The organism is Aliibacillus thermotolerans, from assembly GCF_027853235.1.
Classification (GTDB): Bacteria; Bacillota; Bacilli; order Bacillales; family Marinococcaceae; genus Aliibacillus; species Aliibacillus thermotolerans.
This window is the reverse complement of the sequence record NZ_WKJG01000029.1, coordinates 1-22,435: the sequence shown is the minus strand read 5'-3', so window position 1 is coordinate 22,435 and position 22,435 is coordinate 1. Positions and strand designations below refer to the sequence as shown.

Annotated in this window: 19 protein-coding genes, 1 tRNA gene, 2 pseudogenes and 1 other annotated feature; of the genes and pseudogenes, 17 read left to right on the top strand and 5 right to left on the bottom strand. The window is 40.4% G+C overall.

The window, feature by feature from the left end; genetic code table 11:
- The 3 genes from GJS40_RS04475 to GJS40_RS04465 all read left to right on the top strand — a co-directional run.
- A partial coding sequence (locus tag GJS40_RS04475) for a hypothetical protein (protein WP_270896485.1) occupies positions 1 to 196 on the top strand: 196 nt, incomplete at its 5' end.
- 156 nt (positions 197 to 352) lie between these two features.
- Positions 353 to 2,827 carry a DNA gyrase subunit A gene (gene gyrA, locus GJS40_RS04470; protein WP_270896483.1) on the top strand — a complete coding sequence of 825 codons (2,475 nt, stop codon included), beginning with the start codon at positions 353 to 355 and terminating at the stop codon, positions 2,825 to 2,827.
- An 84-nt stretch (positions 2,828 to 2,911) separates the two neighbouring features.
- Positions 2,912 to 3,880, top strand: a complete 969-nt coding sequence (locus tag GJS40_RS04465; protein WP_270896481.1) for an LLM class flavin-dependent oxidoreductase — start codon at positions 2,912 to 2,914, stop codon at positions 3,878 to 3,880.
- Here GJS40_RS04465 and GJS40_RS04460 read toward each other — a convergent pair.
- A complete protein-coding gene (locus GJS40_RS04460) occupies positions 3,877 to 4,332 on the bottom strand; it encodes a DUF2269 family protein (RefSeq protein WP_270896479.1) in 456 nt (151 codons plus the stop codon). The genes GJS40_RS04465 and GJS40_RS04460 overlap by 4 nt on opposite strands.
- Positions 4,333 to 4,476: 144 nt before the next feature.
- Between GJS40_RS04460 and GJS40_RS04455 the strand changes: the two genes are divergently transcribed.
- The 6 genes and pseudogenes from GJS40_RS04455 to GJS40_RS04425 all read left to right on the top strand — a co-directional run bounded on the left by GJS40_RS04455 (position 4,477) and on the right by GJS40_RS04425 (position 9,851).
- On the top strand, positions 4,477 to 4,668 hold the full coding sequence (locus GJS40_RS04455) for a YjfB family protein (protein ID WP_270896478.1): 192 nt from the start codon (positions 4,477 to 4,479) through the stop codon (positions 4,666 to 4,668).
- Between the two features lie 152 nt (positions 4,669 to 4,820).
- Positions 4,821 to 4,967, top strand: a pseudogene (locus GJS40_RS04450) (flagellin); the annotation flags it as partial.
- A 262-nt stretch (positions 4,968 to 5,229) separates the two neighbouring features.
- Positions 5,230 to 5,574 (top strand): ArsR/SmtB family transcription factor, encoded by a 345-nt coding sequence (locus tag GJS40_RS04445; protein WP_041846673.1) that lies wholly within the window; start codon positions 5,230 to 5,232, stop codon positions 5,572 to 5,574.
- Between the two features lie 277 nt (positions 5,575 to 5,851).
- The gene (locus GJS40_RS04435) at positions 5,852 to 7,174 is read left to right on the top strand and encodes an ISL3 family transposase (protein ID WP_041846675.1); all 1,323 of its coding nucleotides are present in this window, start codon (positions 5,852 to 5,854) and stop codon (positions 7,172 to 7,174) included.
- A gap of 145 nt (positions 7,175 to 7,319) precedes the next feature.
- A complete protein-coding gene (locus GJS40_RS04430) occupies positions 7,320 to 8,642 on the top strand; it encodes an acetyl-CoA hydrolase/transferase family protein (RefSeq protein ID WP_270896470.1) in 1,323 nt (440 codons plus the stop codon).
- Between the two features lie 120 nt (positions 8,643 to 8,762).
- The gene (locus GJS40_RS04425; RefSeq protein WP_270896469.1) at positions 8,763 to 9,851 is read left to right on the top strand and encodes an HD-GYP domain-containing protein; all 1,089 of its coding nucleotides are present in this window, start codon (positions 8,763 to 8,765) and stop codon (positions 9,849 to 9,851) included.
- Here the strand turns inward: GJS40_RS04425 and GJS40_RS04420 are convergent.
- Positions 9,838 to 10,560: a YaaC family protein gene (locus GJS40_RS04420; RefSeq protein ID WP_270896467.1), complete on the bottom strand. Its 723-nt coding sequence runs from the start codon at positions 10,558 to 10,560 to the stop codon at positions 9,838 to 9,840. The genes GJS40_RS04425 and GJS40_RS04420 overlap by 14 nt on opposite strands.
- Positions 10,561 to 10,867: 307 nt before the next feature.
- Here GJS40_RS04420 and guaB point away from each other — a divergent pair, with 307 nt between their 5' ends.
- The 4 genes from guaB to serS all read left to right on the top strand — a co-directional run bounded on the left by guaB (position 10,868) and on the right by serS (position 16,937).
- On the top strand, positions 10,868 to 12,325 hold the full coding sequence (gene guaB, locus GJS40_RS04415) for an IMP dehydrogenase (protein WP_270896466.1): 1,458 nt from the start codon (positions 10,868 to 10,870) through the stop codon (positions 12,323 to 12,325).
- Between the two features lie 150 nt (positions 12,326 to 12,475).
- A complete protein-coding gene (locus tag GJS40_RS04410) occupies positions 12,476 to 13,789 on the top strand; it encodes a D-alanyl-D-alanine carboxypeptidase family protein (RefSeq protein WP_377902082.1) in 1,314 nt (437 codons plus the stop codon).
- A 118-nt stretch (positions 13,790 to 13,907) separates the two neighbouring features.
- The gene (gene pdxS, locus GJS40_RS04405) at positions 13,908 to 14,789 is read left to right on the top strand and encodes a pyridoxal 5'-phosphate synthase lyase subunit PdxS (protein WP_270896463.1); all 882 of its coding nucleotides are present in this window, start codon (positions 13,908 to 13,910) and stop codon (positions 14,787 to 14,789) included.
- Positions 14,790 to 15,004: a binding site (T-box leader), on the top strand.
- 646 nt (positions 15,005 to 15,650) lie between these two features.
- Positions 15,651 to 16,937, top strand: coding sequence for a serine--tRNA ligase (gene serS / locus GJS40_RS04400; RefSeq protein ID WP_270896462.1), 1,287 nt, complete (start codon positions 15,651 to 15,653; stop codon positions 16,935 to 16,937).
- Between the two features lie 56 nt (positions 16,938 to 16,993).
- Here the strand turns inward: serS and GJS40_RS04395 are convergent, their stop codons facing one another.
- Positions 16,994 to 17,446, bottom strand: a complete 453-nt coding sequence (locus tag GJS40_RS04395) for an immunoglobulin-like domain-containing protein (protein ID WP_270896460.1) — start codon at positions 17,444 to 17,446, stop codon at positions 16,994 to 16,996.
- A gap of 280 nt (positions 17,447 to 17,726) precedes the next feature.
- Here GJS40_RS04395 and GJS40_RS04390 point away from each other — a divergent pair.
- Positions 17,727 to 18,422, top strand: a pseudogene (locus GJS40_RS04390) (IS3 family transposase); the annotation flags it as partial.
- Positions 18,423 to 19,016: 594 nt separating this feature from the next.
- On the opposite strand, the gene GJS40_RS04385 reads toward GJS40_RS04390, so the two are convergent.
- Together GJS40_RS04385 and GJS40_RS04380 are read right to left on the bottom strand one after the other, a co-directional pair.
- Positions 19,017 to 19,244 carry a replication/maintenance protein RepL gene (locus GJS40_RS04385; RefSeq protein ID WP_270896458.1) on the bottom strand — a complete coding sequence of 76 codons (228 nt, stop codon included), beginning with the start codon at positions 19,242 to 19,244 and terminating at the stop codon, positions 19,017 to 19,019.
- A gap of 14 nt (positions 19,245 to 19,258) precedes the next feature.
- On the bottom strand, positions 19,259 to 19,915 hold the full coding sequence (locus GJS40_RS04380) for a peroxiredoxin (RefSeq protein ID WP_270896457.1): 657 nt from the start codon (positions 19,913 to 19,915) through the stop codon (positions 19,259 to 19,261).
- Positions 19,916 to 20,108: 193 nt separating this feature from the next.
- On the opposite strand from GJS40_RS04380, the gene GJS40_RS04375 reads away from it, so the two are divergent.
- The 3 genes from GJS40_RS04375 to GJS40_RS04365 all read left to right on the top strand — a co-directional run bounded on the left by GJS40_RS04375 (position 20,109) and on the right by GJS40_RS04365 (position 22,269).
- A complete protein-coding gene (locus GJS40_RS04375) occupies positions 20,109 to 20,276 on the top strand; it encodes a hypothetical protein (protein WP_270896456.1) in 168 nt (55 codons plus the stop codon).
- 179 nt (positions 20,277 to 20,455) lie between these two features.
- Positions 20,456 to 22,102 carry a DUF2207 domain-containing protein gene (locus tag GJS40_RS04370; protein WP_270896455.1) on the top strand — a complete coding sequence of 549 codons (1,647 nt, stop codon included), beginning with the start codon at positions 20,456 to 20,458 and terminating at the stop codon, positions 22,100 to 22,102.
- A gap of 74 nt (positions 22,103 to 22,176) precedes the next feature.
- Positions 22,177 to 22,269: transfer RNA gene (locus tag GJS40_RS04365), tRNA-Ser, on the top strand.
- Positions 22,270 to 22,435 lie beyond the last annotated feature (166 nt).

Here is a 22,435-nt window from a genome sequence, read left to right as displayed (position 1 = left end):
AAGCGGAAGCAACCGTTTAGGCGCGAAGGCGGTGGAAGAACGGGGACAGAAGTCGTTTTTTGACTTCTGCCACGTTCTGAAGCGCCCAAGCGCCTGGTTGCTTGAGCTAGACATAAAGAAAAACGGAGGCGACTGTACAGGCGCGATAGATTCTGGAAGGGCAGGAAAGAAAGCGGGTTTTGCTTTCTTTCCCTGACCTGAAGAATCCGAGAGCCTAAGAGCCGGTTCATCACGATAAGCGGAGGCATCGAAGCTAGAAATAAATATCCAACATTCGCCATAGAGCTCGGCGACAAGCCGAGTTTTTCTAATCAAAGAAGATGAATAGAAGCATTGCAAGGAGGATGTATGCATGTCAGAGAGTAATTCTCGGGTGACGGAAGTAAATATTGGTGAAGAAATGCAAACGTCGTTTCTTGACTACGCGATGAGCGTTATCGTAAGCCGGGCGCTTCCTGACGTGAGAGATGGTCTGAAACCCGTTCATCGTCGAATTTTACATGCGATGAATGAATTGGGGATGACTCCCGATAAACCGTATCGAAAGTCCGCTCGGATTGTCGGAGACGTCATTGGGAAGTTTCACCCGCATGGTGACGCAGCGGTCTATGAAACAATGGTTCGGATGGCACAAGATTTTAACTATCGTTACATGTTAATTGATGGCCATGGGAACTTCGGGTCTGTCGATGGAGACTCGGCGGCTGCGATGCGTTATACCGAAGCAAAAATGTCGAAAATATCGATGGAACTCGTTCGCGATATTAAAAAAGATACGATTGACTATCAAGATAACTATGACGGAAACGAGAAAGAACCTGTCGTGTTGCCTGCTCGTTTTCCTCATTTGCTTGTCAATGGCGCGTCGGGAATTGCAGTCGGGATGGCTACGAACATTCCGCCTCATCAATTGGGAGAAGTGATAGATGGTGTTCTTGCATTAAGTAAAAATCCAGATATTACTGTGTCGGAATTAATGGAATATATTCCGGGACCGGACTTTCCAACGGGAGCTAAAATTCTCGGTCACTCTGGTATTAAACGTGCTTATGAAACAGGGCGTGGATCCATTACATTACAAGCGAATGCCCATATTGAAGAGTCAAAAACAGGAAAAGAAACGATTATTATTACTGAAATCCCTTATCAAGTGAATAAAGCTCGCTTAATTGAAAAAATAGCGGAACTCGTCCGCGAGAAGAAAATTGAAGGAATTACTGATTTGCGAGACGAGTCTGACCGGAATGGTATGCGAATTGTGATTGAAGTAAGAAAAGATACGAACGCAAAAGTATTATTAAATAACTTGTACAAACAAACAGCCATGCAAACTAGCTTTGGCATTAACATGCTCGCTCTCGTGAACGGCAGACCGGAAGTACTGAATTTAAAAGAATGTTTATCTCACTACTTAGCGCACCAGCAAGAAGTGATTCGTCGTCGCACGGAGTTTGAGTTAAGAAAAGCAGAAGCCCGGGCCCATATTTTAGAAGGACTTCGCATCGCATTGGATCATATTGATGCGGTGATTTCTCTCATTCGTGGTTCGAAAACGACGGAAGAAGCAAGAAATGGTTTAATGGAACAATTTCATTTATCCTATGACCAGGCACAAGCAATATTGGACATGCGTTTACAACGGTTGACCGGACTAGAGCGGGACAAAATTGAAGAAGAATATCAAGAATTAACGGCATTGATTAAAGAACTAAAAGATATTCTTGCAAGTGATGAACGGATTTTGGACATTATTCGGGAAGAGTTATTAGAAATCAAAGAAAAGTATAATGATGAGCGGCGGACGGAAATTACTGTCGGTGAAAATCATATCGAAGACGAAGATTTAATTCCTCGTCAAAACGTCGTCATTACTGTTTCTCACCGTGGTTATGTGAAAAGAATGCCGAGTGACACGTATCGCAGTCAACGTCGCGGAGGACGAGGCATTCAAGGAATGGGCACGAATGATGATGACTTTGTTGAACATTTATTTACGACCAGTTCCCATCATACGCTCTTGTTTTTTACTAATAAAGGAAAAGTATATCGGTTAAAAGCATATGAAATTCCAGAACAGAAACGGACTGCAAAAGGGATTCCTGTCATTAACTTATTGCAAATTGATAAAGATGAAGAAATTAGTACGGTCATTCCAGTAAAAGAATATAGAGAAGATGCTTATTTGTTTTTCGTGACAAAACAAGGAATTGCAAAACGAACGAAACTATCGGAGTTTAAAAATATTCGTCGCGGTGGTTTGTTCGCGATAACGATTCGAGAAGGAGACGAACTGTATGGGGTGCGTCTCACGAACGGGTCAGAGCAAATTATTATCGGAACAAAACAAGGGATGGCGATTCATTTCCATGAAGAAGACGTTCGTTTTATGGGGAGAACAGCTGCCGGTGTCAAAGCGATCACGCTGGAAAAAGACGATGAAGTCATTGGGATGGCCATTACCGATCCAAATCAAGACGTATTAATGGTAACAGCGAAAGGTTTCGGAAAACGAACGCCAATTTCAGAATTCCGAACACAAAATCGTGGCGGAAAAGGGTTAAAAGCAACGACTTTAACGGAGAGAACGGGAGAATTAGTAGCACTCCGCTCCGTCTCTGATGATATAGACATTATGATTATGACGATTCATGGTGTACTCATCCGAATTCGAGCGGACGAAATTTCTCAATATAGCCGCTACGCGCAAGGGGTGACATTAATTCGAGTAGATGAAGGGGAAGAAGTATCAACTGTCGCTCCTGTGTATACTCCAGAGTCAGAGAATGAAGATGAAAAAGAAGAATTAGAAGATGAAACGGATGAGTAAGCGTCGGTATACGTGAACGAAAAGAAGGGGCTGGATCAGTCATTTGACTGGAACAGTCCCGTTATTTGTAGGGAGGATTTGACATTGAAATTAAGCATATTAGACCAATCTCCAATGACGAACGAACAAACAGCACGGGATGCTCTCATTGCTTCCCGAAAGTTAGCGCAATTAGGGGAAACATTAGGTTACACCCGTTTTTGGATGACGGAACACCATGATTTAGACGGTTTAGCTTCCTCTGCACCAGAAGTGTTATTAAGTTATGTCGGCGCTTATACAAAGTCGATTCGGCTCGGAACTGGGGCGGTATTACTTCCCCACTATAAACCGTACAAAGTTGCCGAAGTTCACCATACGTTGGCGACGTTATTTCCCGGGCGCATCGATATCGGTCTTGGAAGAGCGCCAGGTGGTTCTGCGGAAGCAACGAATGCGCTTTCCGACGCATACTTACAGCAAGTGTACCGCTTTCCCGAGTTAGTAGAGGAACTATTATTATACATAAATCAAAAACACCCTGTTTTAAAAGCTTCCCCTGTCCCTGACGTTGCGCCGGAAGTATGGATATTAGGAACGAGTGAAAAAAGCGCGATTCTTGCTGGCGAAAAGAAGCTTTCTTACGCCTTTGGTCAATTTATGAGCGCTAAAGACGGTGCAAAAATCATTTCAACATATGTAAATACGTTTAACGGAACAAAAGAACAAAGAAACAAACGTCCTCAAGCATTACTTACCGTGTCCGTCTATTGTGCCGAAACGAAGGAAAAAGCAGAAGAAATTGCTCTTCCTGCGCTCATTTGGTCCATTCGTGGGAAAGGAAATCTTCCGTCCATCGAAGAAGCAAAAAAGACGACGTTAACGGAAAAAGAAAAAGCGTCCATACAAAAACGGAAAGAAAACATGATTATCGGTGATCCGTTTCACGTAAAACAACAATTGCTCCGTCTAAAAGAAACGTATCAAGTGGAAGAAGTGATGATCGTAACAAATACAGCGACGGTGGAAGACCGCATGCAGTCCTACCAATTCATTTCTGAACAACTTCTTTAAAACGGTTTTAAAATCATGAGGACAATGATAAGGAAGAAAATCACGCTTGCGATTCTTTCAACGAAGAAGAGTCTTTTTGAGTGTTGATAGTAAGCGGATGGAATCTTATCTTCTGTATGAGTGTTCAAAATGTTTTTGACTGGTTTAGATAACGGGGACAAGACGAGCGGTCCAGAAGCAAGGGCAACGAGAAATAAAATGAGACTTCCCGTATACCAAAATTCGGAGAAGAGCGAAGGACGAATCGCCCCCATCCCGAGCCCGCTTAATAAAAGTAGCGTCCCTCCAATCATCGTAGCAACGTGAAGTTTTCTTCGGATAAGAAAAGAATGACGCAGCTCGGTCATATTTTTCGCCGGTTTCACGACAAAAATCAAATAAAAACCAGGGCCTAACCCAATGATTGCTGAAACGATGTGAATCAATAAGAGTATTGTGTATAGTTCATTCATCTGTTGTTTTCTCCTTTCGTGTCCATTATAGCTCTTTTTACATTCTTTTTTGATGGATGAATGACAATTTTGTCTCAAGCTATGAAAAGTCAGGAGATTATGTCGATACGATGAATAAGTCTGATAATAAGGAGGTTTTATATTTTGGATGTTGCGCTCATGTCCATGGCTTTTAGTCAAGCGAGAGTGAAGCAAGACGTATCCATTGCGTTGATGAAAAAGACGATGGATCAAGTAGAAACAGAAGGAGCGGCTCTACAGAAATTGATGGAATCAACACAGGTGGAACAGATCGCCCAGCCTCATTTAGGAAGCCACATTGATGTAAAGTTGTAAGAAACAAGGAGTCAGGTCATTCCCTGGCTCTTTTTTTGATGCTATCACTACTTTAGAAAAAGCGTACGTAGCCGATAATAAAGATAAGGAAACGAGAAAGGAAAGAAGGCATATGTTTGTAGGTTGCTGTTTTCATATGACGGGCCACGTACGGTGCTTACTATCATCGCTTGGAACATACGATTTTCAATGTAACAAACATGTCTTTTCATTTGCAACAAGCGGAGTCAAGAATACGAGATGTTGATACGGCAAAAGAAATGGGGTCTTCGGAATATATAGTGGAATTACTATTTTAATAATTTAAAAACAGTTAGTGTTAAATCGGATTATTTAGTGGAATACTAAGGAAAATAATAGTTCCAATCAAACACAAACACAGGTGATTATAGGTTGAAAAAAATTTAAATAGTCAGTGCAAGGGAAATAAATTACTATATTGTAAAGGTGTCATAACGTACTGATAAAAAAGATGCTTATATTATGAATTTCACTGTATAAACGTCTTGACACAAAAACTATTACACTATATAATGTAATTGTGAAATGGAGGAGGAAATAATGGCTGAAAACTGGTGTACACCAAAACCAAAACTAACGGAACGCCCCTTGTTAGATACAGATAACGCTGAGGGTTTAAGTGAGACCTTTAAAATACTTTCTAATGGGACTCGACTCAGAATATTGCACACTTTAATTCGAACACCAAATTTATCTGTTAGTGAGGTAGCAGAACAGCTTGAAATGAAACCTCAAGCCATTTCCAACCAACTTCAACGATTGGTCGATAAAGGCATCGTTCGCAATAATCGTGAAGGCAATTTTATTCGGTACCGAATTGTTGATAATTGTGTCGTTAGTCTTTTAGACCAAGGTTGGTGTTTAACCGAGGATTTACCAAAATAATAAGGAGGAGTTTGGTATGGAAAAATGTGCGAGACCAAGCTGTAATTGTCTTCTTGGTGAAAACAAAGTAGAAGTAGAAGGAAAAGTTTATTGCAGTCAAGAATGTGTAGATAACTGTACTGATGAAGTCTGTGAGTGCAAAGATTGTAGCTGTGCTACTGCATAAATGAATAATGAAAAGGTTATCCCTGCATCAATGGGATAACCTTTTTTACGTAGGATATTCAATGAAAGATAATTAATATCGTAACACTACGAGTAGTAAAGGATGAACAGTATGTCAGACTTATTATTACTACCAGATCTTAAAACAACAGAACCACCACAAGAAAATGAAAGCGATATGATGTTTAAAGTGGAAGCAATCGAACCGCCTGAACGTTGTCCTGAATGTGGTTTTGATAAGTTGTATAGGCATGACTCACGAAAGCAACTAATTATGGACTTGCCCATTCGTTTGAAGCGAGTGGGCTTACAACTAAAGCGTAGACGTTATAAATGTCGTGAATGTGGTTCTACCTTTTGGGAACGTCTTATTTCTATTGACGAAAAACGTAGCATGACTAAAAGGTTGTTAAAGTCCATTGAAGAGCAGTCTATGTCCAAGACCTTTGTGGATGTCGCTGAAAGCGTCGGTGTAGACGAAAAGACCGTAAGAAACGTCTTTAAGGACTATGTAGCATTTAAAGAACAAGAATACCAATTTGAGACTCCTAAATGGCTTGGAATAGATGAAATACATATTATCCGTAAACCTCGTCTTGTATTGACTAATGTTGAACGTAAAACCATCTTTGATATTAAGCCTAATCGTAATAAGAATACTGTTATACAAAGGCTTTCAGAGATTGGTGATAGGCATTACATTGAATACGTCACAATGGATATGTGGAAGCCTTACAAAGATGCAGTAAATACTGTTTTGCCACACGCTAAAGTAGTTGTAGATAAGTTTCATGTAGTCCGAATGGCTAATCAAGCATTAGATAATGTTAGGAAGTCTCTCAGAGCCAATATGACAGCCAAAGAAAGGCGTACCCTTATGCGTGAAAGGTATATCCTTCTTAAACGAAAGCATGACTTGAATGAAAGAGACTCATTTCTTTTAGATACTTGGTTAAGTAATAGCTCTGACCTAAAAGAAGCCTATGAAATTAAAGAAGAGTTCTACATGATATGGGATACAGATGATTCTGACGAGGGGATGGATCGTTATAGATATTGGAGACAACGTTGTTTATCCAGTAACTCTAAAGACGCATATAAAGACCTTGTTAGAGCTGTAGACAACTGGCAGGATGAAATCTTCAACTACTTCGATAAAAGGCTCACTAACGCTTATACAGAGTCCATTAATAGTATTATTAGGCAAGTAGAACGAATGGGTAGAGGTTACTCCTTTGAAGCCTTACGAGCCAAAATACTTTTTAATGAAAAACTACATAAGAGACGTAAGCCACGTTTTAATTCGAGTGCGTTCAGCAAAGCTATATTATACGAAACTCTCAATTGGTATGAAGTGACAGACCACAACATAACAGACAACTATGGTGTTGATTTTTCCACACTAATTAAGAAATTGGAGAAGGGTGGAATATAAGCCCTTTTCCACCATAAAATCCGAATACCCAAGAAATGATGGAATATACGAAATGGTCGTAAGGCTTTTAAATATCAACGAGCGCATTTTTGTTGGTAAAATGGGGTAAGAGAATAGGAGAAGAACGTGCTTATAGGAGGTTTGTATGAATCGTTTTCGTGAGCTGTATCAATCTAAATTGGTGTCGGTAGAAGAAGCATTACAACATATTCAATCGCGGAATCATATTGTGACTGCGTTAGGGGCTTCTGAACCACAAGGGTTACTCTCCCAATTACACACAATTTCCGACCGTGTCGAGGATGTGACGGTGACGACGTGCTTACCGATGACTTCCTTTGATTATTTTGCAAAAGATCAATATAGAAAGCACTTTACTATGGAAGGATGGTTTTATATGCCGGTGATGCGTGAAAACCATCCTGAACAGAGAGTCTCTTACATTCCTCACCATTTACGTTTTGCAGGACTGCGGCGTCTTGTGCATCGTCCGGTACATGTATTTTTAGGCAGTGCTTCTCCGATGGATCGCTATGGTTACTTATCACTTTCTTTAAGTGCCACTCACGAGCGGGATATGATAGAGCAGGCGGATCTTGTTATCATTGAAGTCAATCCGAAGTTACCACGCACCTTTGGAGATACGACGGTGCATGTAGGAGAAATTGATTTCATTGTTGAAAACGAATTTGATTTGCCAGAGCTACCGATACCACCATTAAACGAAAAGGACGAGCGTATTGGAAAATATATTGCAGAACACATTGAAGATGGGTCGACGATTCAACTTGGCATCGGTAGTATCCCAAATGCCGTCTCAAAGCAATTAATGAACAAAAAGGATTTAGGTATTCATACGGAAATGTTAACCGATGGAATGGTAGATTTATTCGAAGCAGGAGTCATTACTGGAAAATATAAAACTTTATATCCCCACAAAATGGTTGCTTCATTCGCATTAGGTACTGAAAAGTTGTATCGTTTTCTCGACGATAACCCGGGAGTGGCCATCTTACGTAACTCTTACGTCAATGATCCATATGTCATTGCTCAAAATGATAAGATGGTTTCCATTAACACGACATTAGAAATAGATCTAACGGGACAATGTAATTCAGAGTCGATTGGCCATCGCCAATATAGTGGTACTGGTGGACAAGCGGATACAGCGATTGGTGCTCAAATGTCAAGAGGTGGAAAATCATTTATCGCACTCCATTCGACAACAGCAGTTCGCGTGCCAGGTACGAATGAGCGGAAAACCGTCTCCAAAATTGTTCCCAGTCTAAAAAAAGGTGCTGCTGTGACACTCTCACGCAATGATGTTGATTATGTTGTAACAGAGTATGGTGTCGCTTCTTTACAAGGAACTTCGATTCGGGAACGAGTAGAGAGACTTATTTCGATTGCCCATCCTGATTTTCGGGACCAATTACGAAAAGAAGCAATAAAAGAACAAATTTGGTAATTTCGTTTTAAATAAAGAGAAACGATGACGTCCGTGTACGTACCGTTTCTCTTCAATTCAGTAAAGAATGGGGGGAATCCATTATTGGAATAGAGAAAATTTCCAATAATGGGAAAGACATTGCTGATACATAGAGAACAACTGGAAGTCGGCTGTATTTTAGACGAAGACATTTTTGTAAAGACCTCACAACCGATTGTGCGCAAAGACACTGTCATAGAAGAAAAGCACATGGAAATATTAGAGGCATTTCTTGTGGAACAAGTGCACGTGAAAGACGTGCTTGTTACTGGAGACAAGTTTCAACCAAAAGAAATGTCGGAACAACCGGTAGAAGAGGAAACGGATAAGAAAGAAAAAGAGACACTTCCTTTTTTGGATCAATATTTACAGTCTGTACAACTATTTAAAAAAGAGTTTCAAACGTGGATTCATGGAGAAAAAGTAAAAATTGAACGTATTCGCGCCTTATTATACCCATTGCTTGAACAACCCCGGGAAGTGTTAAGTCAATCGTTATTTTTACACCACTATAGTACGAAAGAAGAATATATTTATCATCATCCTGTCGCGGTGGCGGTATTATCTTATTTTTTTGCGCAAAAGCAAGGCAGATCAAAAAAAGAATCATTACAAATAGGACTTGCTGGCATATTGTCTGATATTGGGATGAGCAAATTACCACCACGTATTTTACAAAATAAAGGGATTTTAACGGATGAGGAATTTACTGAAGTGAAAAGTCATCCTTATTACTCCTATCGGATGATCAAAGAAAGTTTTCCGGTGGCGAATGAAGTGTTGCAAGCAGTGTTACAACATCACGAACGAGAAGATGGCAGCGGGTATCCGCTCGGAATAAAAAGAGATAAAATCCACCCTTTTAGCCGTACAGTAGCCGTGGCGGATGTGTATCATGCGATGACGTCGGAAAGGTTTCATCGCACAAAAAAATCACCTTATAAAGTCATTGATGATATTTATCGAAATCATTTCGGAAAGTTAGATCCTACCGTCGTTAAAACGTTAATGGATAGTTTGCTTACTTACTCGATTGGAACAAAGGTTCGTCTCAGTGATGGCAATGTGGCCGAAATTGTCTATATTGATGAAAAAAATATAACGCAACCATTTGTACGTAAAATGAATGAAAAAGATGTCGTACAATTATCCAATCAAATATATATTGATACCATTATCCCGACATAAAAAATGGTTGAAATAGTGGCGGAACTTGGTGTGCGACAGTCATTAAATAATGTTTTACGACCGGGTAATCTTCGCTATGAGAAAGGGTTAAGAGCTCTCCCCACCATTCCGCTTCGTAACGACAAATCATGCTTAAATTGTATAAAAGTAAAAAATGAATAGCGAGTGGATGTAGCTTTTTTACGAGAGAAGAAAAATCTGCTAGCTGACATTGTTGCATCAATGATTGCATGTAGGGAAGAGAATATAATAAATGCCCCATTTGCCACTTTTCTCCTGTCACATGTTCCACGTGAAACAATTCTTTCGAAAAGTGAGGGAAAAATCCTCGTTTTTGTACTTTTACTTCATCTTCAAGGAAGGAGTATCCTTTCTTTTTTCTTTTTCTTGAAGTGACGCCGTGAGCAAGAACGTCCGAATTGGCGGGATAATACGGGTCGTTTAATAAAATAATTCCTTTTAAAAAATGAGTCATTCCATAAAAATAAAGGAGCGGTTGTACATAGAAAGAAGCTAGCATTCCTTCTTGCCAATACGTTTTTCCAATCATCCATTCATAGTGGAGCGTAGCTGCATTTTGATAACTCAGTTTCGTTGCCTTTTCTTTGAAAGACGGTTGTTGTTCATAAGTACGTACTAAAAATCGTCGTAACATTTCTTGTGATTCATAAGGGATAAAATAAGAAAAGAGCGCATCAGACGATAACATCATCCATCTCCTCCTTTCTATGAAATGTGGTGTCATTCTTAGTGTTATCTTTTGAGAATTTCGAAAGTTTAAACTTATTTCTTTTGCTCGAGCTTCACGAAAAAAAGTGTTAAGATATTAGAAATATCCTTAAGTAGTGTAGCCAACAGGCAATATTTTTAACATCTTTATAATATATTATTTAGTCTTTATTACATGTTATTTTACGTAAAAGATTGCCTGTAAAATAATAGAGAAAAAAACGGATAGGAAAAGAGGAAACCGTTTTAGCAAAGTTTAAAAGGATGAAGAAAGGAAGGATGAGAAGATGCGAGAAGATAAGTTTGCAAAGGAAGGGCTTACCTTTGATGATGTGTTGCTAGTCCCAGACCATTCTGAGTTTCATCCTCGAGAAGTGTCTGTCAAAACGACGTTGACCGAGAAGCTCCAGTTAAATATCCCTATTTTAAGTGCAGGAATGGACACGGTAACAGAAGCGCCAATGGCCATTGCGATGGCGCGTGAAGGTGGTTTAGGAATTATTCATAAAAATATGTCCATTGAAGAACAAGCGGAAATGGTTGACCAAGTGAAACGCTCCGAAAGCGGCGTCATTACTGATCCTTTCTTTTTAACTCCAGATAGACAAGTGTTTGATGCAGAACATTTAATGAGCAAATATAAAATTTCCGGAGTTCCGATTGTAGACGAAAATCAAAAGCTTGTTGGTATTTTAACGAACCGGGATCTTCGTTTTATTGAAGATTATTCCATCCGAATTGAAGAAGTGATGACGAAAGATAACTTAGTAACAGCGCCGGTAGGAACGACATTAAAAGAAGCAGAAAAAGTACTTCAAAGGCACCGCATTGAAAAATTACCATTGGTTGAAGAAGATGGCACTTTAAAAGGACTTATCACAATTAAAGATATTGAAAAAGTCATTGAGTTTCCGAACTCGGCAAAAGATGAACAAGGACGTTTATTAGCGGGAGCGGCCGTTGGAGTCACTACAGATGTGATGAAACGAGTTGAACTTCTTGTAGAAGCAGGAGTGGACGTGCTTGTCATTGATACTGCACACGGCCATTCAAAAGGTGTTCTCAATCAAATTAACGAAATTAGAAAGGCGTACCCGGATGTAACGCTCATCGCTGGAAATGTTGCGACTGCAGAAGGTACGAGAGCTTTAATTGATGCAGGTGCTGATATTGTAAAAGTGGGAATCGGTCCTGGCTCTATTTGTACAACTCGAGTTGTCGCCGGAGTCGGTGTGCCACAAATTACCGCTGTTTATGACTGTGCTCGGGAAGCGGAAAAAAGCAATGTTCCAATTATTGCTGATGGCGGAATCAAATATTCCGGAGATATCGTGAAAGCTTTGGCGGCTGGTGGACATGCTGTCATGCTTGGTGGACTTTTAGCAGGAGTTAGTGAAAGTCCAGGAGAAACGGAAATTTTCCAAGGAAGACAGTTTAAAGTGTACCGTGGCATGGGGTCCCTTGCAGCGATGGAAGAAGGAAGTAAAGATCGATATTTCCAGGAAAATAACCAGAAACTCGTTCCGGAAGGGATTGAAGGGCGAGTACCATACAAAGGAAAACTATCGGATACGATCCATCAGTTAATCGGAGGATTACGTTCCGGGATGGGTTATTGTGGTACGAAAACGATTGAAGATTTACGGAATAATGCTCGCTTCATTCGCATTACAAATGCAGGATTACGAGAAAGCCATCCGCACGACGTACAAATTACAAAAGAAGCGCCAAACTACAGCATATAATGTGAAACATCAAGCTGTCCGACAGGCAACATCTCTGAAGGACAGCTTTTTCTTGCCGAAAAATAGGTCTCAATACTGGCTATTTTTTTTTGAAAACCTATGATAAAATAACGTTTATGCAAGTTGTGGAGGTGCAGCAAGTTGAAAGGAATAAAATGGATAAAATCAGGACTCATTGCGACGTTAAGTTTTTCCTTTCTCATGATGGGGAGTCCGGTAAAAGCAGCAGCTCCCGATTTAGAAGCAGAAGCTGCTATTTTAGTGGAAGCAGAGACGGGAAAAATTTTATACGATGAAAACATAGATGTCATCTTACCACCGGCGAGTATGACAAAAATTATGACGGAATATCTCGTCCATGAAGCAATAGACGAAGGGGAAATTTCATGGGAGGATGAAGTACATATTTCAGATGCTGTCAGACAGTTATCACTCGATACCTCTCTTTCAAATGTTCCTCTTCGTCAAGATGAAGTGTATACCGTTAAAGAATTATACGAAGCGATGGCTATTTATTCAGCAAATGCTGCCACAGTGGCACTGGCGGAACATATAGCCGGTTCGGAAGCAAACTTTGTAGAACGTATGAATGCCAAGGCGGAAGAGATTGGCATGGAAGATTATAAGTTCGTGAATTCCTCGGGATTAAACAACCAATCGATGAAAGGCCACCATCCGGAAGGAACTGGAGCGGACGAAGAAAACATGATGTCTGCTCGAGCCACTGCGATTCTCGCTTATCATTTGTTAAATGAATACCCGGAAGTGTTAGATACAGCAAGCATTCGCACAAAGACATTTAAAGAAGGTACGGAAGACTACATAGAAATGGAAAATTGGAACTGGATGCTTCCTGGTAGTGTGTTTGAATACGAAGGTGTTGACGGGCTGAAAACAGGTTATACGGATCTAGCAGGAAATGCCTTTACTAGTACGGCAGAAAGAGATGGACTGCGGTTGATTTCCGTTGTGATGAGAACGGAATCTCGAGAAGCTCGTTTTAGAGAAACAGCGAAACTCCTCGATTACGGTTTCAATGATTTTGAATACGTAAATGTCATTGAAAAAGGAGAAAGTGTCAAGGGACATGAGACCATTCCGGTATCGAAAGGAAAGGTCGATGAAGTATCTGTTTCCGCGGGAGAAGACTTATCTGTATTACTAGAAAAAGGAAACGAAGAAGGTGTTTCTCCGGTAGTTACAATCAATGAAGATTTGCTTAATGAAGACGGAGAAATAGAAGCCCCAATGGAAGAAGGGGAAGTCATAGGAACGATCGGCGTAGCTTATGAAGAGGATGTATCATATCTTCAGAAAGAATTAGAAGCGGTACATCACGTTCCTCTCGTCTTGGACGAGCCTGTTGAAAAAGCAGGTTGGTTTTCCTTGACTATTCGCAGTATTGGCAGCTTTTTCGGAAGTGTCTGGGATCAAGCGGCCAATTTTGTGAAAGGGATTTTTTAACATTTTGTTGAAGGAAAGTATTTTCTTTGTATCGTTTGTAGTGGTACAATGTGAATAAATAAAAGTTTATACGTGGATGATAACAAAGCGTGTGAATCATTTCAGGAGGAATCAAAAGATGGCAAATCAACAGGATAAAATAGCTTGGACAAAAGAGCATATTAAAAAAGGTGGCGTCATTATGGACGTCGTCAATGCCGAACAAGCAAAAATTGCAGAAGAAGCTGGGGCAGTAGCTGTCATGGCATTAGAACGCGTTCCTTCCGATATTCGTGCAGCCGGTGGTGTTGCACGGATGGCAGACCCGACGATTATGGAAGAAGTTGTCAATGCTGTATCCATACCGGTGATGGCAAAAGCACGGATCGGTCATATCGTGGAAGCGCGTGTGTTAGAAGCTCTTGGTGCTGACTACATTGATGAAAGTGAAGTATTAACTCCAGCGGATGATGTCTATCATATAGATAAAAATGATTTCGACGTGCCGTTCGTTTGCGGGGCTCGTAATTTAGGGGAAGCGTTGCGCCGGATTGGAGAAGGAGCGGCAATGCTTCGCACAAAAGGTGAACCGGGAACAGGAAATGTTGTGGAAGCGGTACGTCATTTACGCATGGTACAAAGAGAAATCCACAAAGTCGTGAATATGTCCCGCGACGAATTAATGGTAGAAGCAAAAAATATCAGTGCCCCTTATGAGTTGTTGTTAGAGGTTCAAGAAAAAGGACGACTTCCAGTCATTAATTTCGCAGCTGGAGGGATAGCAACACCAGCGGATGCGGCATTGATGATGGAACTTGGTGCGGACGGCGTTTTTGTTGGATCTGGTATTTTTAAATCGGAAAACCCGGAGAAATATGCTCGTGCTATTGTAGAAGCAACCGCGAATTACAAAGATTATGAACGGATTGCGGAATTGTCAAAAGGACTGGGAGGCGCGATGAAAGGGATTGAAATGTCCACGCTCTCTCCTGACGAACGCATGCAAGACCGAAGTGAATAAGATAATACGATGACAGGCACAAGTAGCAGAAGTATAGACACTCAGAGAGCCGATGGGTGGTGCGAATCGGTTGCTATCCCCTGTGAATCCCGCCTGGAGTGGAGAAATGAAATCGTAGTAGTTTCTCCCGGATTTGATTCCGTTACAAACGACAAAGCGCAGAGAGGACAAGTCTCTCTGAAATTGGGTGGCAACGCGGAACCTCCGTCCCTTTTCTTCTTCAATAAGAAAAGGGACGTTTTTTATTAGATCGTTTCGGTCCAAAAGCAATGCAGGAGAGGTGAAAACATCTTCTTCAGCCGAAATAAAGTGGATCTTTGATTTTACTTGCTCAAGGAGATGAGAATTTCTAAGTCTTTAGATAGAAATTTCTAAGCATCCGGCAACCGAACGTTACTTCGCTACATTTCTTCAACAGTTGATAACTTGTTTCTGATGGGAATCGACGAGCGAAAGAGCGCCATGACTGGTTATGGCTCGGTTTTAGCAAACAAACTTGCGTGAAATCGCCTCATAACAGGTTTATGACACATTTCCATCTGAAAGAAGCGCATGGAAACATGTTATAAAGGGACCATGGCACTTTTCCAGGCGATAAACGCGTATGAAAACATCTCATCACCTACCTATGACACATTTTCATTAGCAGAACGTTTGTGGAACCATCTCATAAACAGTTGATGACTTGTTTCTGATGGGATTCCAAGAGTGAAAGCGTACCATGACTGTTTTATGGCTCAGTTTTAGCTAACAAACTTGCGTGAAAGCAACTCATGAGCGTTTAGACAGATTTCCACTTTTCAAAGCATATATGGAAACATATCAAATTAATATAAAAAGAAAAAAGAGGAGGAAAGTGATATGTTAGACATTAAAAAATTACGACAAGATTTTGATGCAGTGAAAGAAAAGCTTGCGAAACGGGGAGAAGATATTCGTTCCTTAGACGACTTCGAACAATTGGACAAGAAACGCCGGGAACTTATTCAAGAAACAGAACAATTAAAACAGCGCCGCAATACAGTGTCAAAAGAAGTCGCTCTATTAAAAAGAGAGAAAAAAGATGCGGACGCACTTATTCAAGAAATGAAGGAAGTTTCCGCGAGCATAAAAAAATTAGACGAACAATTAAAAGAAGTAGATGAACAGTTAAACGAATTACTCCTTACGATTCCAAATATTCCTCATGAGAGCGTGCCAATCGGTGAAACGGAAGACGATAACGTGGAAGTGAGACGATGGGGAGAAATACCGACCTTTTCCTTTGAAGCGAAAGCCCATTGGGACTTAGCGGAAAGTCTGGACATGATGGATTTCGAAAGAGCAGCGAAAGTCACCGGTAGTCGATTTGCTTTTTATAAAGGGGCAGGGGCGAGACTGGAGCGGGCGTTAATTAATTTCATGATGGACGTCCATGAAGAAGAACACGGATATACAGAAATGCTTCCACCTTATTTAGTGAACCGTGGCAGCATGATAGGAACAGGACAGTTACCGAAGTTTGAAGAAGATGCTTTCAAGATTCGCGAAGACGATTACTTCCTCATTCCGACGGCGGAAGTACCTGTCACGAATTACTACCAAGGTGAAATTCTTTCTGGAGATGATTTACCAATCGCTTATACGGCTTACAGTGCATGTTTTCGTTCGGAAGCAGGTTCTGCTGGGCGAGATACGCGCGGACTCATTCGCCAACATCAATTTAACAAAGTCGAACTCGTTCGTTTTGTCAAGCCGGAAGATTCTTATGAGGAATTGGAACGTTTAACGGGTCATGCCGAAGCAATTTTACAAAAACTAGGGCTACCGTATCGCGTTCTTAACATGTGTACTGCTGACCTCGGTTTTACAGCAGCGAAAAAATATGATATTGAAGTGTGGCTTCCAAGCTACAACGACTTTAAAGAAATTTCTTCTTGCAGTAACTTTGAAGACTTTCAAGCACGTCGAGCGAACATCCGCTTTAAACGCGACAAAAAAGCAAAAACAGAGTTTGTTCATACGTTAAATGGATCCGGTCTTGCAGTAGGACGAACTGTGGCTGCCATTATGGAAAATTACCAGCAAGAAGACGGAAGTATCGTCATTCCAGAAGTGTTGCGACCGTATATGGGCAATCGTGAAAAAATTACCCCGCCGGAAAAATAATATGAAAAAAGTCAATTGTGCGTGTTAGCTACACAATTGACTTTTTATCATGGAATTTACTTGAAAGTTTCTTTCACAATTTCAAATTCTGCTCCGATTTCCACTGGTTTCTCACCGATATGAACGAGCTTTACAATTCGGTAGTATCCAGGGGAAAGCTTGTCTTTAAAAATGTTTAAGTCAACGGCGGTGTCATATGTTTCTTTGGGAGATAGCGTGAGTATTTGCTGTGTAAACATGAGATCATCCGTGAGTGAAGTTCTTTGCCATTTGCCGTCTTTCAATACGTCAATTGCGTATGGCATGCCGAAAGAAATCGCATAAGGGGAATTGTTTTTCAGTGAAAGAAAAATCGTTTCGTTTGGTGTATATTGTTCTTTATCCGTTTCAAAAGAAATATTGTCCGGGTCATTCGGTGACGTTGCATCTTTACTCGCTCCTACTACACTAGTAGCCAATATCGTGCAGAGAAGAGCACTTACTAAGATGGGAATCATTTTTTTCCACATCTGTAATCATCCTCCTTTCTCCCCCATCGTAGTTTATTTTTATGTAAATATAAATCATTCAAAAGTTTTGAATATCAACATGGGTAGAATCTCATATGTTTGACCTTTTCTACGATAGGCGGAGGAAAAATTAGATTTTATTAAACGAACATGAGTGGAATGGAGCACACGCTAGAAAATTGCATTGATGAAATAAGGGGAATATGAAATAATTGCCAATGAGCAATTTACATAATTTAGGAGGAATTACTAATACACATGGACATATTATTGTTTTTTGCGATCGCCTTATGGTCAAAGAAAAATTAAAAAAGAACTAGAAAAGCAAGGTTGGACAGTGTCACGTCGCCGAATTGGGCGGATAATGAAAGAAAAAGGACTTGTCTCCAAGTACACAGTCGCTCAATTTAAACCTAGAAAAACAACAGTAAATGAGTCTGAAATTGGAAATGTACTGAATCGTGAATTTAATCAAGACAAAGAATTGAAAGTAATTGTGAGTGATTTAACATACATTCGAGTTAAGCAAAACTGGCATTATATTTGTGTTTTAGTAGATTTGTATAATCGTGAAATTATTGGTTATAGTGCTGGCCCTAATAAGAGTGCCGAGCTCGTTCAACGTGCCTTTTCAACAGTTAAATACAATCTAAATCGTCTCGAATTATTTCATACTGATCGAGGAAGCGAGTTTAAAAACCATTTGATAGACCAAGCATTAGAAACGTTTGGTATCAAGAGATCCCTAAGCGAAAAAGGAACACCTTATGACAATGCCGTTGCCGAGGCAACGTTCAAAACAATTAAAACAGAATTCGTTAATGGTAAAGTATTTGATAGTCAAGAAGAGCTTGATCTTGAACTATTTGATTACGTAAATTGGTTTAATAACATACGAATTCATGGTTCACTAGACTATCTTACTCCTACCGAGTATAAGCGAAAGCATCAAATAGAAATGAGCGATGTTAAATAGACAAGCACCACTTTACTTGGAGAGGCGGGCATGATAGCCTTGGCGGCTGAGCCAGATTCTTTGATAAATCTGGCTTCCTGGCTCAGGATCTTGCCCGCAGAGGCTCCATGTCAAGTGACAAACAGCACGAGCTACATTTTGAATGAGTTCTAATATTTTGAAAGCAATAAAAGGGTATGTGCTCCTTAAAAATTTTGTTCAGTTTAGTGTTGACATTCCAGTAGCTGAACCATCAGAAGTCAGCAGAGGTCATAGTACAAATCGGTCTAGAACGGTTTGGAAGGACTGAACAATGAAGAGAGAATAGCCCTTTGCATTCAGTAGGTCATGATGAACACAGAAAACGTAGTACCTCACTTGAGGAAGGAAACGGTGAATTCCGTGGAAGACCTCTTGGAGGGTGGAGTGACTACTGGCATAAGAAGATAAGCTATTCACGGAAGGAAGTCTTGCGTTACCCATCTTAATTGAACCGCCGTATACGCGAACCGTAACGTACGGTGGTGTGAGAGGACGGAGGTTAATCACCTCCTCCTACTCGATTTTTTTTGCCCAGTTATAACTCTGCGACTAACTTCAGGAAATTTTAACGTCTCATTTTTTTAGTAATTTGCTTGCTTCAGGGTTCATTTGGTATGCACCATTTTCTTCCTCAGTTACAAACCCCATGCTTTTCATGTCTCTCATGCTACTTCTTACTTTAAAGAGTGGGAGAGCAGCTTCTTTTGCAATTTCTTCAGGTGTTAAAGCATTATTTTCAATCGTTTCCAGTAATTTTCTCGCAGAAGCTGTTAATTGTCCTTTATCATCTACACAAGCCATTTTTTTACTCCTTTTTATATTTCTTTTTGACAGTAGTACCAGTCAATACATTCTACACTGTCATCGTTTACTCTTTCTTCTGCCATTTCAGCGGTGTTTGCAGGAGGAACAATAACTTTGTCTCCTTTTTTCCAGTCTGCAGGAGTTGCAATATTGTGTTCATCTGTTGCTTGAAGAGCAGTGATAACACGGAGTATTTCATCCATATTTCTCCCTGTAGAAAGAGGGTAGTAAATAATTGCACGAACCGTTCTTTGACCATCAATAATAAAAACAGCACGGGATGTTTCTGTACTGCTTTCTTCTGGCATAATCATGCCGTACTTCTCAGCTACCTCTTTATTTAAGTCTGCGATAATTGGAAATTCAATTTCTACTCCGAATTTTTCTTTCACGTTTCGTACCCAAGCAATATGAGAGGAAACACTGTCAACACTTAGTCCGAGTAATTCTGTATTCATTTCTCGCAATTTCGGGTAGATGTTTTGGAAACTAATAAATTCAGACGTACATACAGGTGTAAAGTCTGCAGGGTGGGAGAAGAGAATAACCCAGCTTCCCTCATAATCAGATAACTGTAACGTTCCGTGGGTTGTTGTCGCTTCAAAATTCGGTGCTTTGGATCCAATTCTTGGTAAAGAATTTACTTGACTCATCGTTTCTTCACTCATGAAAATCTCCTCCTCATGTAATTTAGAATAATTATTATTACAACTTTATAATATACCTATACACGTATACCTGTCAATCAAGATGATGTTTTTTAGAAAGGTATTAAACTGCTCGCTTACCATTTGTTTTCTGAGCGATTAATTTTATTTACAATTTCCCCAATGGGTACTGACCCACGGACAGATGGCGGCCGTGTTACACCGTGCCTTTGATTTACTAGAAAGGATGACAGAAGAGATTCCGCTCGCTAATATGGAGTTTGGTGATACGTTTTATGATGACGTGCAGGCGGTAGCGAAAGCGAAAATTACAATGATTGATTCAGGGGAAAGTTTTCAGTTTTTCTTTCACGAATATTAGACCCGAACCAGTTAATCGTGGAGAAGGATGAGGACACAGAAGAAGAGGAAGAATCATTTGGAAGCCCTCCTCCTCGCCTTATGTTTCACGTGAAACACTGAATCTTTTATTTGAAAGGATCATCTTCTTTAGAATTACTATGTAGTTACTATGTTAAAATGGGAAAGGAGGTGCCTATCATGAAAAAATTGTTTATGTTCATCTGTTGTTTACTTGTTTTTCTCATCTTTCCAAACACCTTATTTGCAGTGGATTATGAAATCAATGAAACAAATATTCATGCGATGCTGCAGCCAGATGGACAAGTGGAAGTACATGAAACGCATACGTACACTTTTGAGGGTGAGTTTAGTGGAATCACACGGACACTGATACCGAAAGAGGATAGTACGATTTCAAATGTCCGGGCCTCAGAAGCTGGTGTGAAGTTAACCGTCGAGCAAGAAGATGAATTATATAGAATCCATCGTCAAGGAACGGATGAAACAGTGACAATTGATATATTTTATACGATTGATGGAGGAGTAGATGTTTACGAAGATGTCGCTCAGTTTTATTGGCCTTTTTTTGACAAAAGCAATGAATCCACCTATGAGAACTTAACTATTACGATCGAGCCACCGATGTCCGGAGAAGTAGAAGCAGCTTACGGGTATGATGAAGCATATGGTACAGCTCAGATTCACGAAGATGGTGTTGTCATCTTTGCATTAGGAGAAGTACCGGATGAAACAAACGGAGATATTCGGGTTGCTTATGATTGCGACATGTTTCCAGAAGCTAACGTAACGAGCGAGGAGCCAATGCTTGATACGATTCTTGCCGAAAAAGAAGCTTTAGATAATGAAGTGGCAGCGTATGCCGAAAATAAGGAACGATGGAGTAATTATGCGCCATGGCTCGTTGGTGGAATGGCACTGTTAGCGATTGTACTTATTGCTTATGGCTTATGGAAGAGACGAGAAACGATGCATGAAGCAATACGACAAGAAAAGGGCACCGGCCATTTCCCGAAAGTGAGAATGAGTTTGCCAGCGATGATTTTATTTATGAACCATGGTCAGCTTCCGGTGTCTGCATTAACCGCTGCTTTATTGGACCTTGTTCGCAAAGGAAACATAGAGAAAGAGTCCGATGATGTACTTCGTCTTGTTCATCTTGAGACGGATTATAAACATGAGCGCTATTTGTTAGACTGGATGTTTGGAAAAATAGGACGGAATAATACTTTGCATATGGAAGACATAGAAGCTTACACAAAAGAGAAAAAGAATCAAGAAGAATATTATAATAACTACCATCATTGGCAAAGCGAAGTCAAACAGGAATATAAAAAACAAGAGTTATATGTTGAATCGACAGCCCCACGTTGGATCGCTGGCTTAGTGGTGTTAATTACACTTCCAATTGCCATTTTCTTTGCGTATTACGGGATCGTCGTCTGGGCTATTATGGCATTTGTAATGACTTTCTTTTTCGTTGTTTTTGCCCTGTCATATCGCCCATTAACGATACATGGACATCAACTAAAAAAGAAGCTAGGATCACTTACACTAGGAGATCAATGGAAGAGGTGGGATAAGGAAGATAGCGTCCCTGCATTTTTGTATCAGATGGGAATGGGAAAACGTGATTTGTTAAAAGAACCGATTCGAACAGCTGATTCCCAAGATTGGATGATATTTTTGCTTCTTGGTAGTATGCTTCATCCTACATTGCAAGAAGCAGACCGACAAGCTTCTGCTTCTGCTGCAGCAGCAGGAACGAGCAGCGGTGGCGGAGGTGCAGGCGTAGGAGGAGGCGGCGGAGGTTCAGGTGCTTTTTAAAGAAAATTTTTTTGAAAAACCTTGCACATTTGATACAGCTATGCTATTATATTCTCTGTCAGCCGAAAGAACAAGGAGGAGTACCCAAGTCTGGCTGAAGGGAGCGGTCTTGAAAACCGCCAGGGGTGTCACAGCCCGCGGGGGTTCGAATCCCTCCTCCTCCGCCATTTTGTTTTATCGTTGATGTGACGCGGTTTACATTGTTTTTTTAACTTTACAGCCAAGAAGTCTCTCACTTCTAAACGTGAAGGTGCTTTTAGCACCAGTGAAAGTGGGAGATGAATTGGCTTCGGACAAGGACAGGCTTTGCCTGTTCAATTGTCCGACATTTTG

Excerpts from the sequence above, each read along its gene's own strand:
- guaB (WP_270896466.1), top strand. The coding sequence starts at position 10,868 with ATGCGAGAAGATAAGTTTGCAAAGGAAGGGCTTACCTTTGATGATGTG.
- gyrA (WP_270896483.1), top strand. The coding sequence starts at position 353 with ATGTCAGAGAGTAATTCTCGGGTGACGGAAGTAAATATTGGTGAAGAA.
- GJS40_RS04370 (WP_270896455.1), top strand. The coding sequence starts at position 20,456 with ATGAAAAAATTGTTTATGTTCATCTGTTGTTTACTTGTTTTTCTCATC.
- GJS40_RS04460 (WP_270896479.1), bottom strand. The coding sequence starts at position 4,332 with ATGAATGAACTATACACAATACTCTTATTGATTCACATCGTTTCAGCA.
- GJS40_RS04395 (WP_270896460.1), bottom strand. The coding sequence starts at position 17,446 with ATGTGGAAAAAAATGATTCCCATCTTAGTAAGTGCTCTTCTCTGCACG.
- serS (WP_270896462.1), top strand. The coding sequence starts at position 15,651 with ATGTTAGACATTAAAAAATTACGACAAGATTTTGATGCAGTGAAAGAA.
- GJS40_RS04385 (WP_270896458.1), bottom strand. The coding sequence starts at position 19,244 with ATGGCTTGTGTAGATGATAAAGGACAATTAACAGCTTCTGCGAGAAAA.
- GJS40_RS04420 (WP_270896467.1), bottom strand. The coding sequence starts at position 10,560 with ATGTTATCGTCTGATGCGCTCTTTTCTTATTTTATCCCTTATGAATCA.
- GJS40_RS04430 (WP_270896470.1), top strand. The coding sequence starts at position 7,320 with ATGAATCGTTTTCGTGAGCTGTATCAATCTAAATTGGTGTCGGTAGAA.
- GJS40_RS04380 (WP_270896457.1), bottom strand. The coding sequence starts at position 19,915 with ATGAGTGAAGAAACGATGAGTCAAGTAAATTCTTTACCAAGAATTGGA.
- GJS40_RS04445 (WP_041846673.1), top strand. The coding sequence starts at position 5,230 with ATGGCTGAAAACTGGTGTACACCAAAACCAAAACTAACGGAACGCCCC.
- GJS40_RS04435 (WP_041846675.1), top strand. The coding sequence starts at position 5,852 with ATGTCAGACTTATTATTACTACCAGATCTTAAAACAACAGAACCACCA.
- pdxS (WP_270896463.1), top strand. The coding sequence starts at position 13,908 with ATGGCAAATCAACAGGATAAAATAGCTTGGACAAAAGAGCATATTAAA.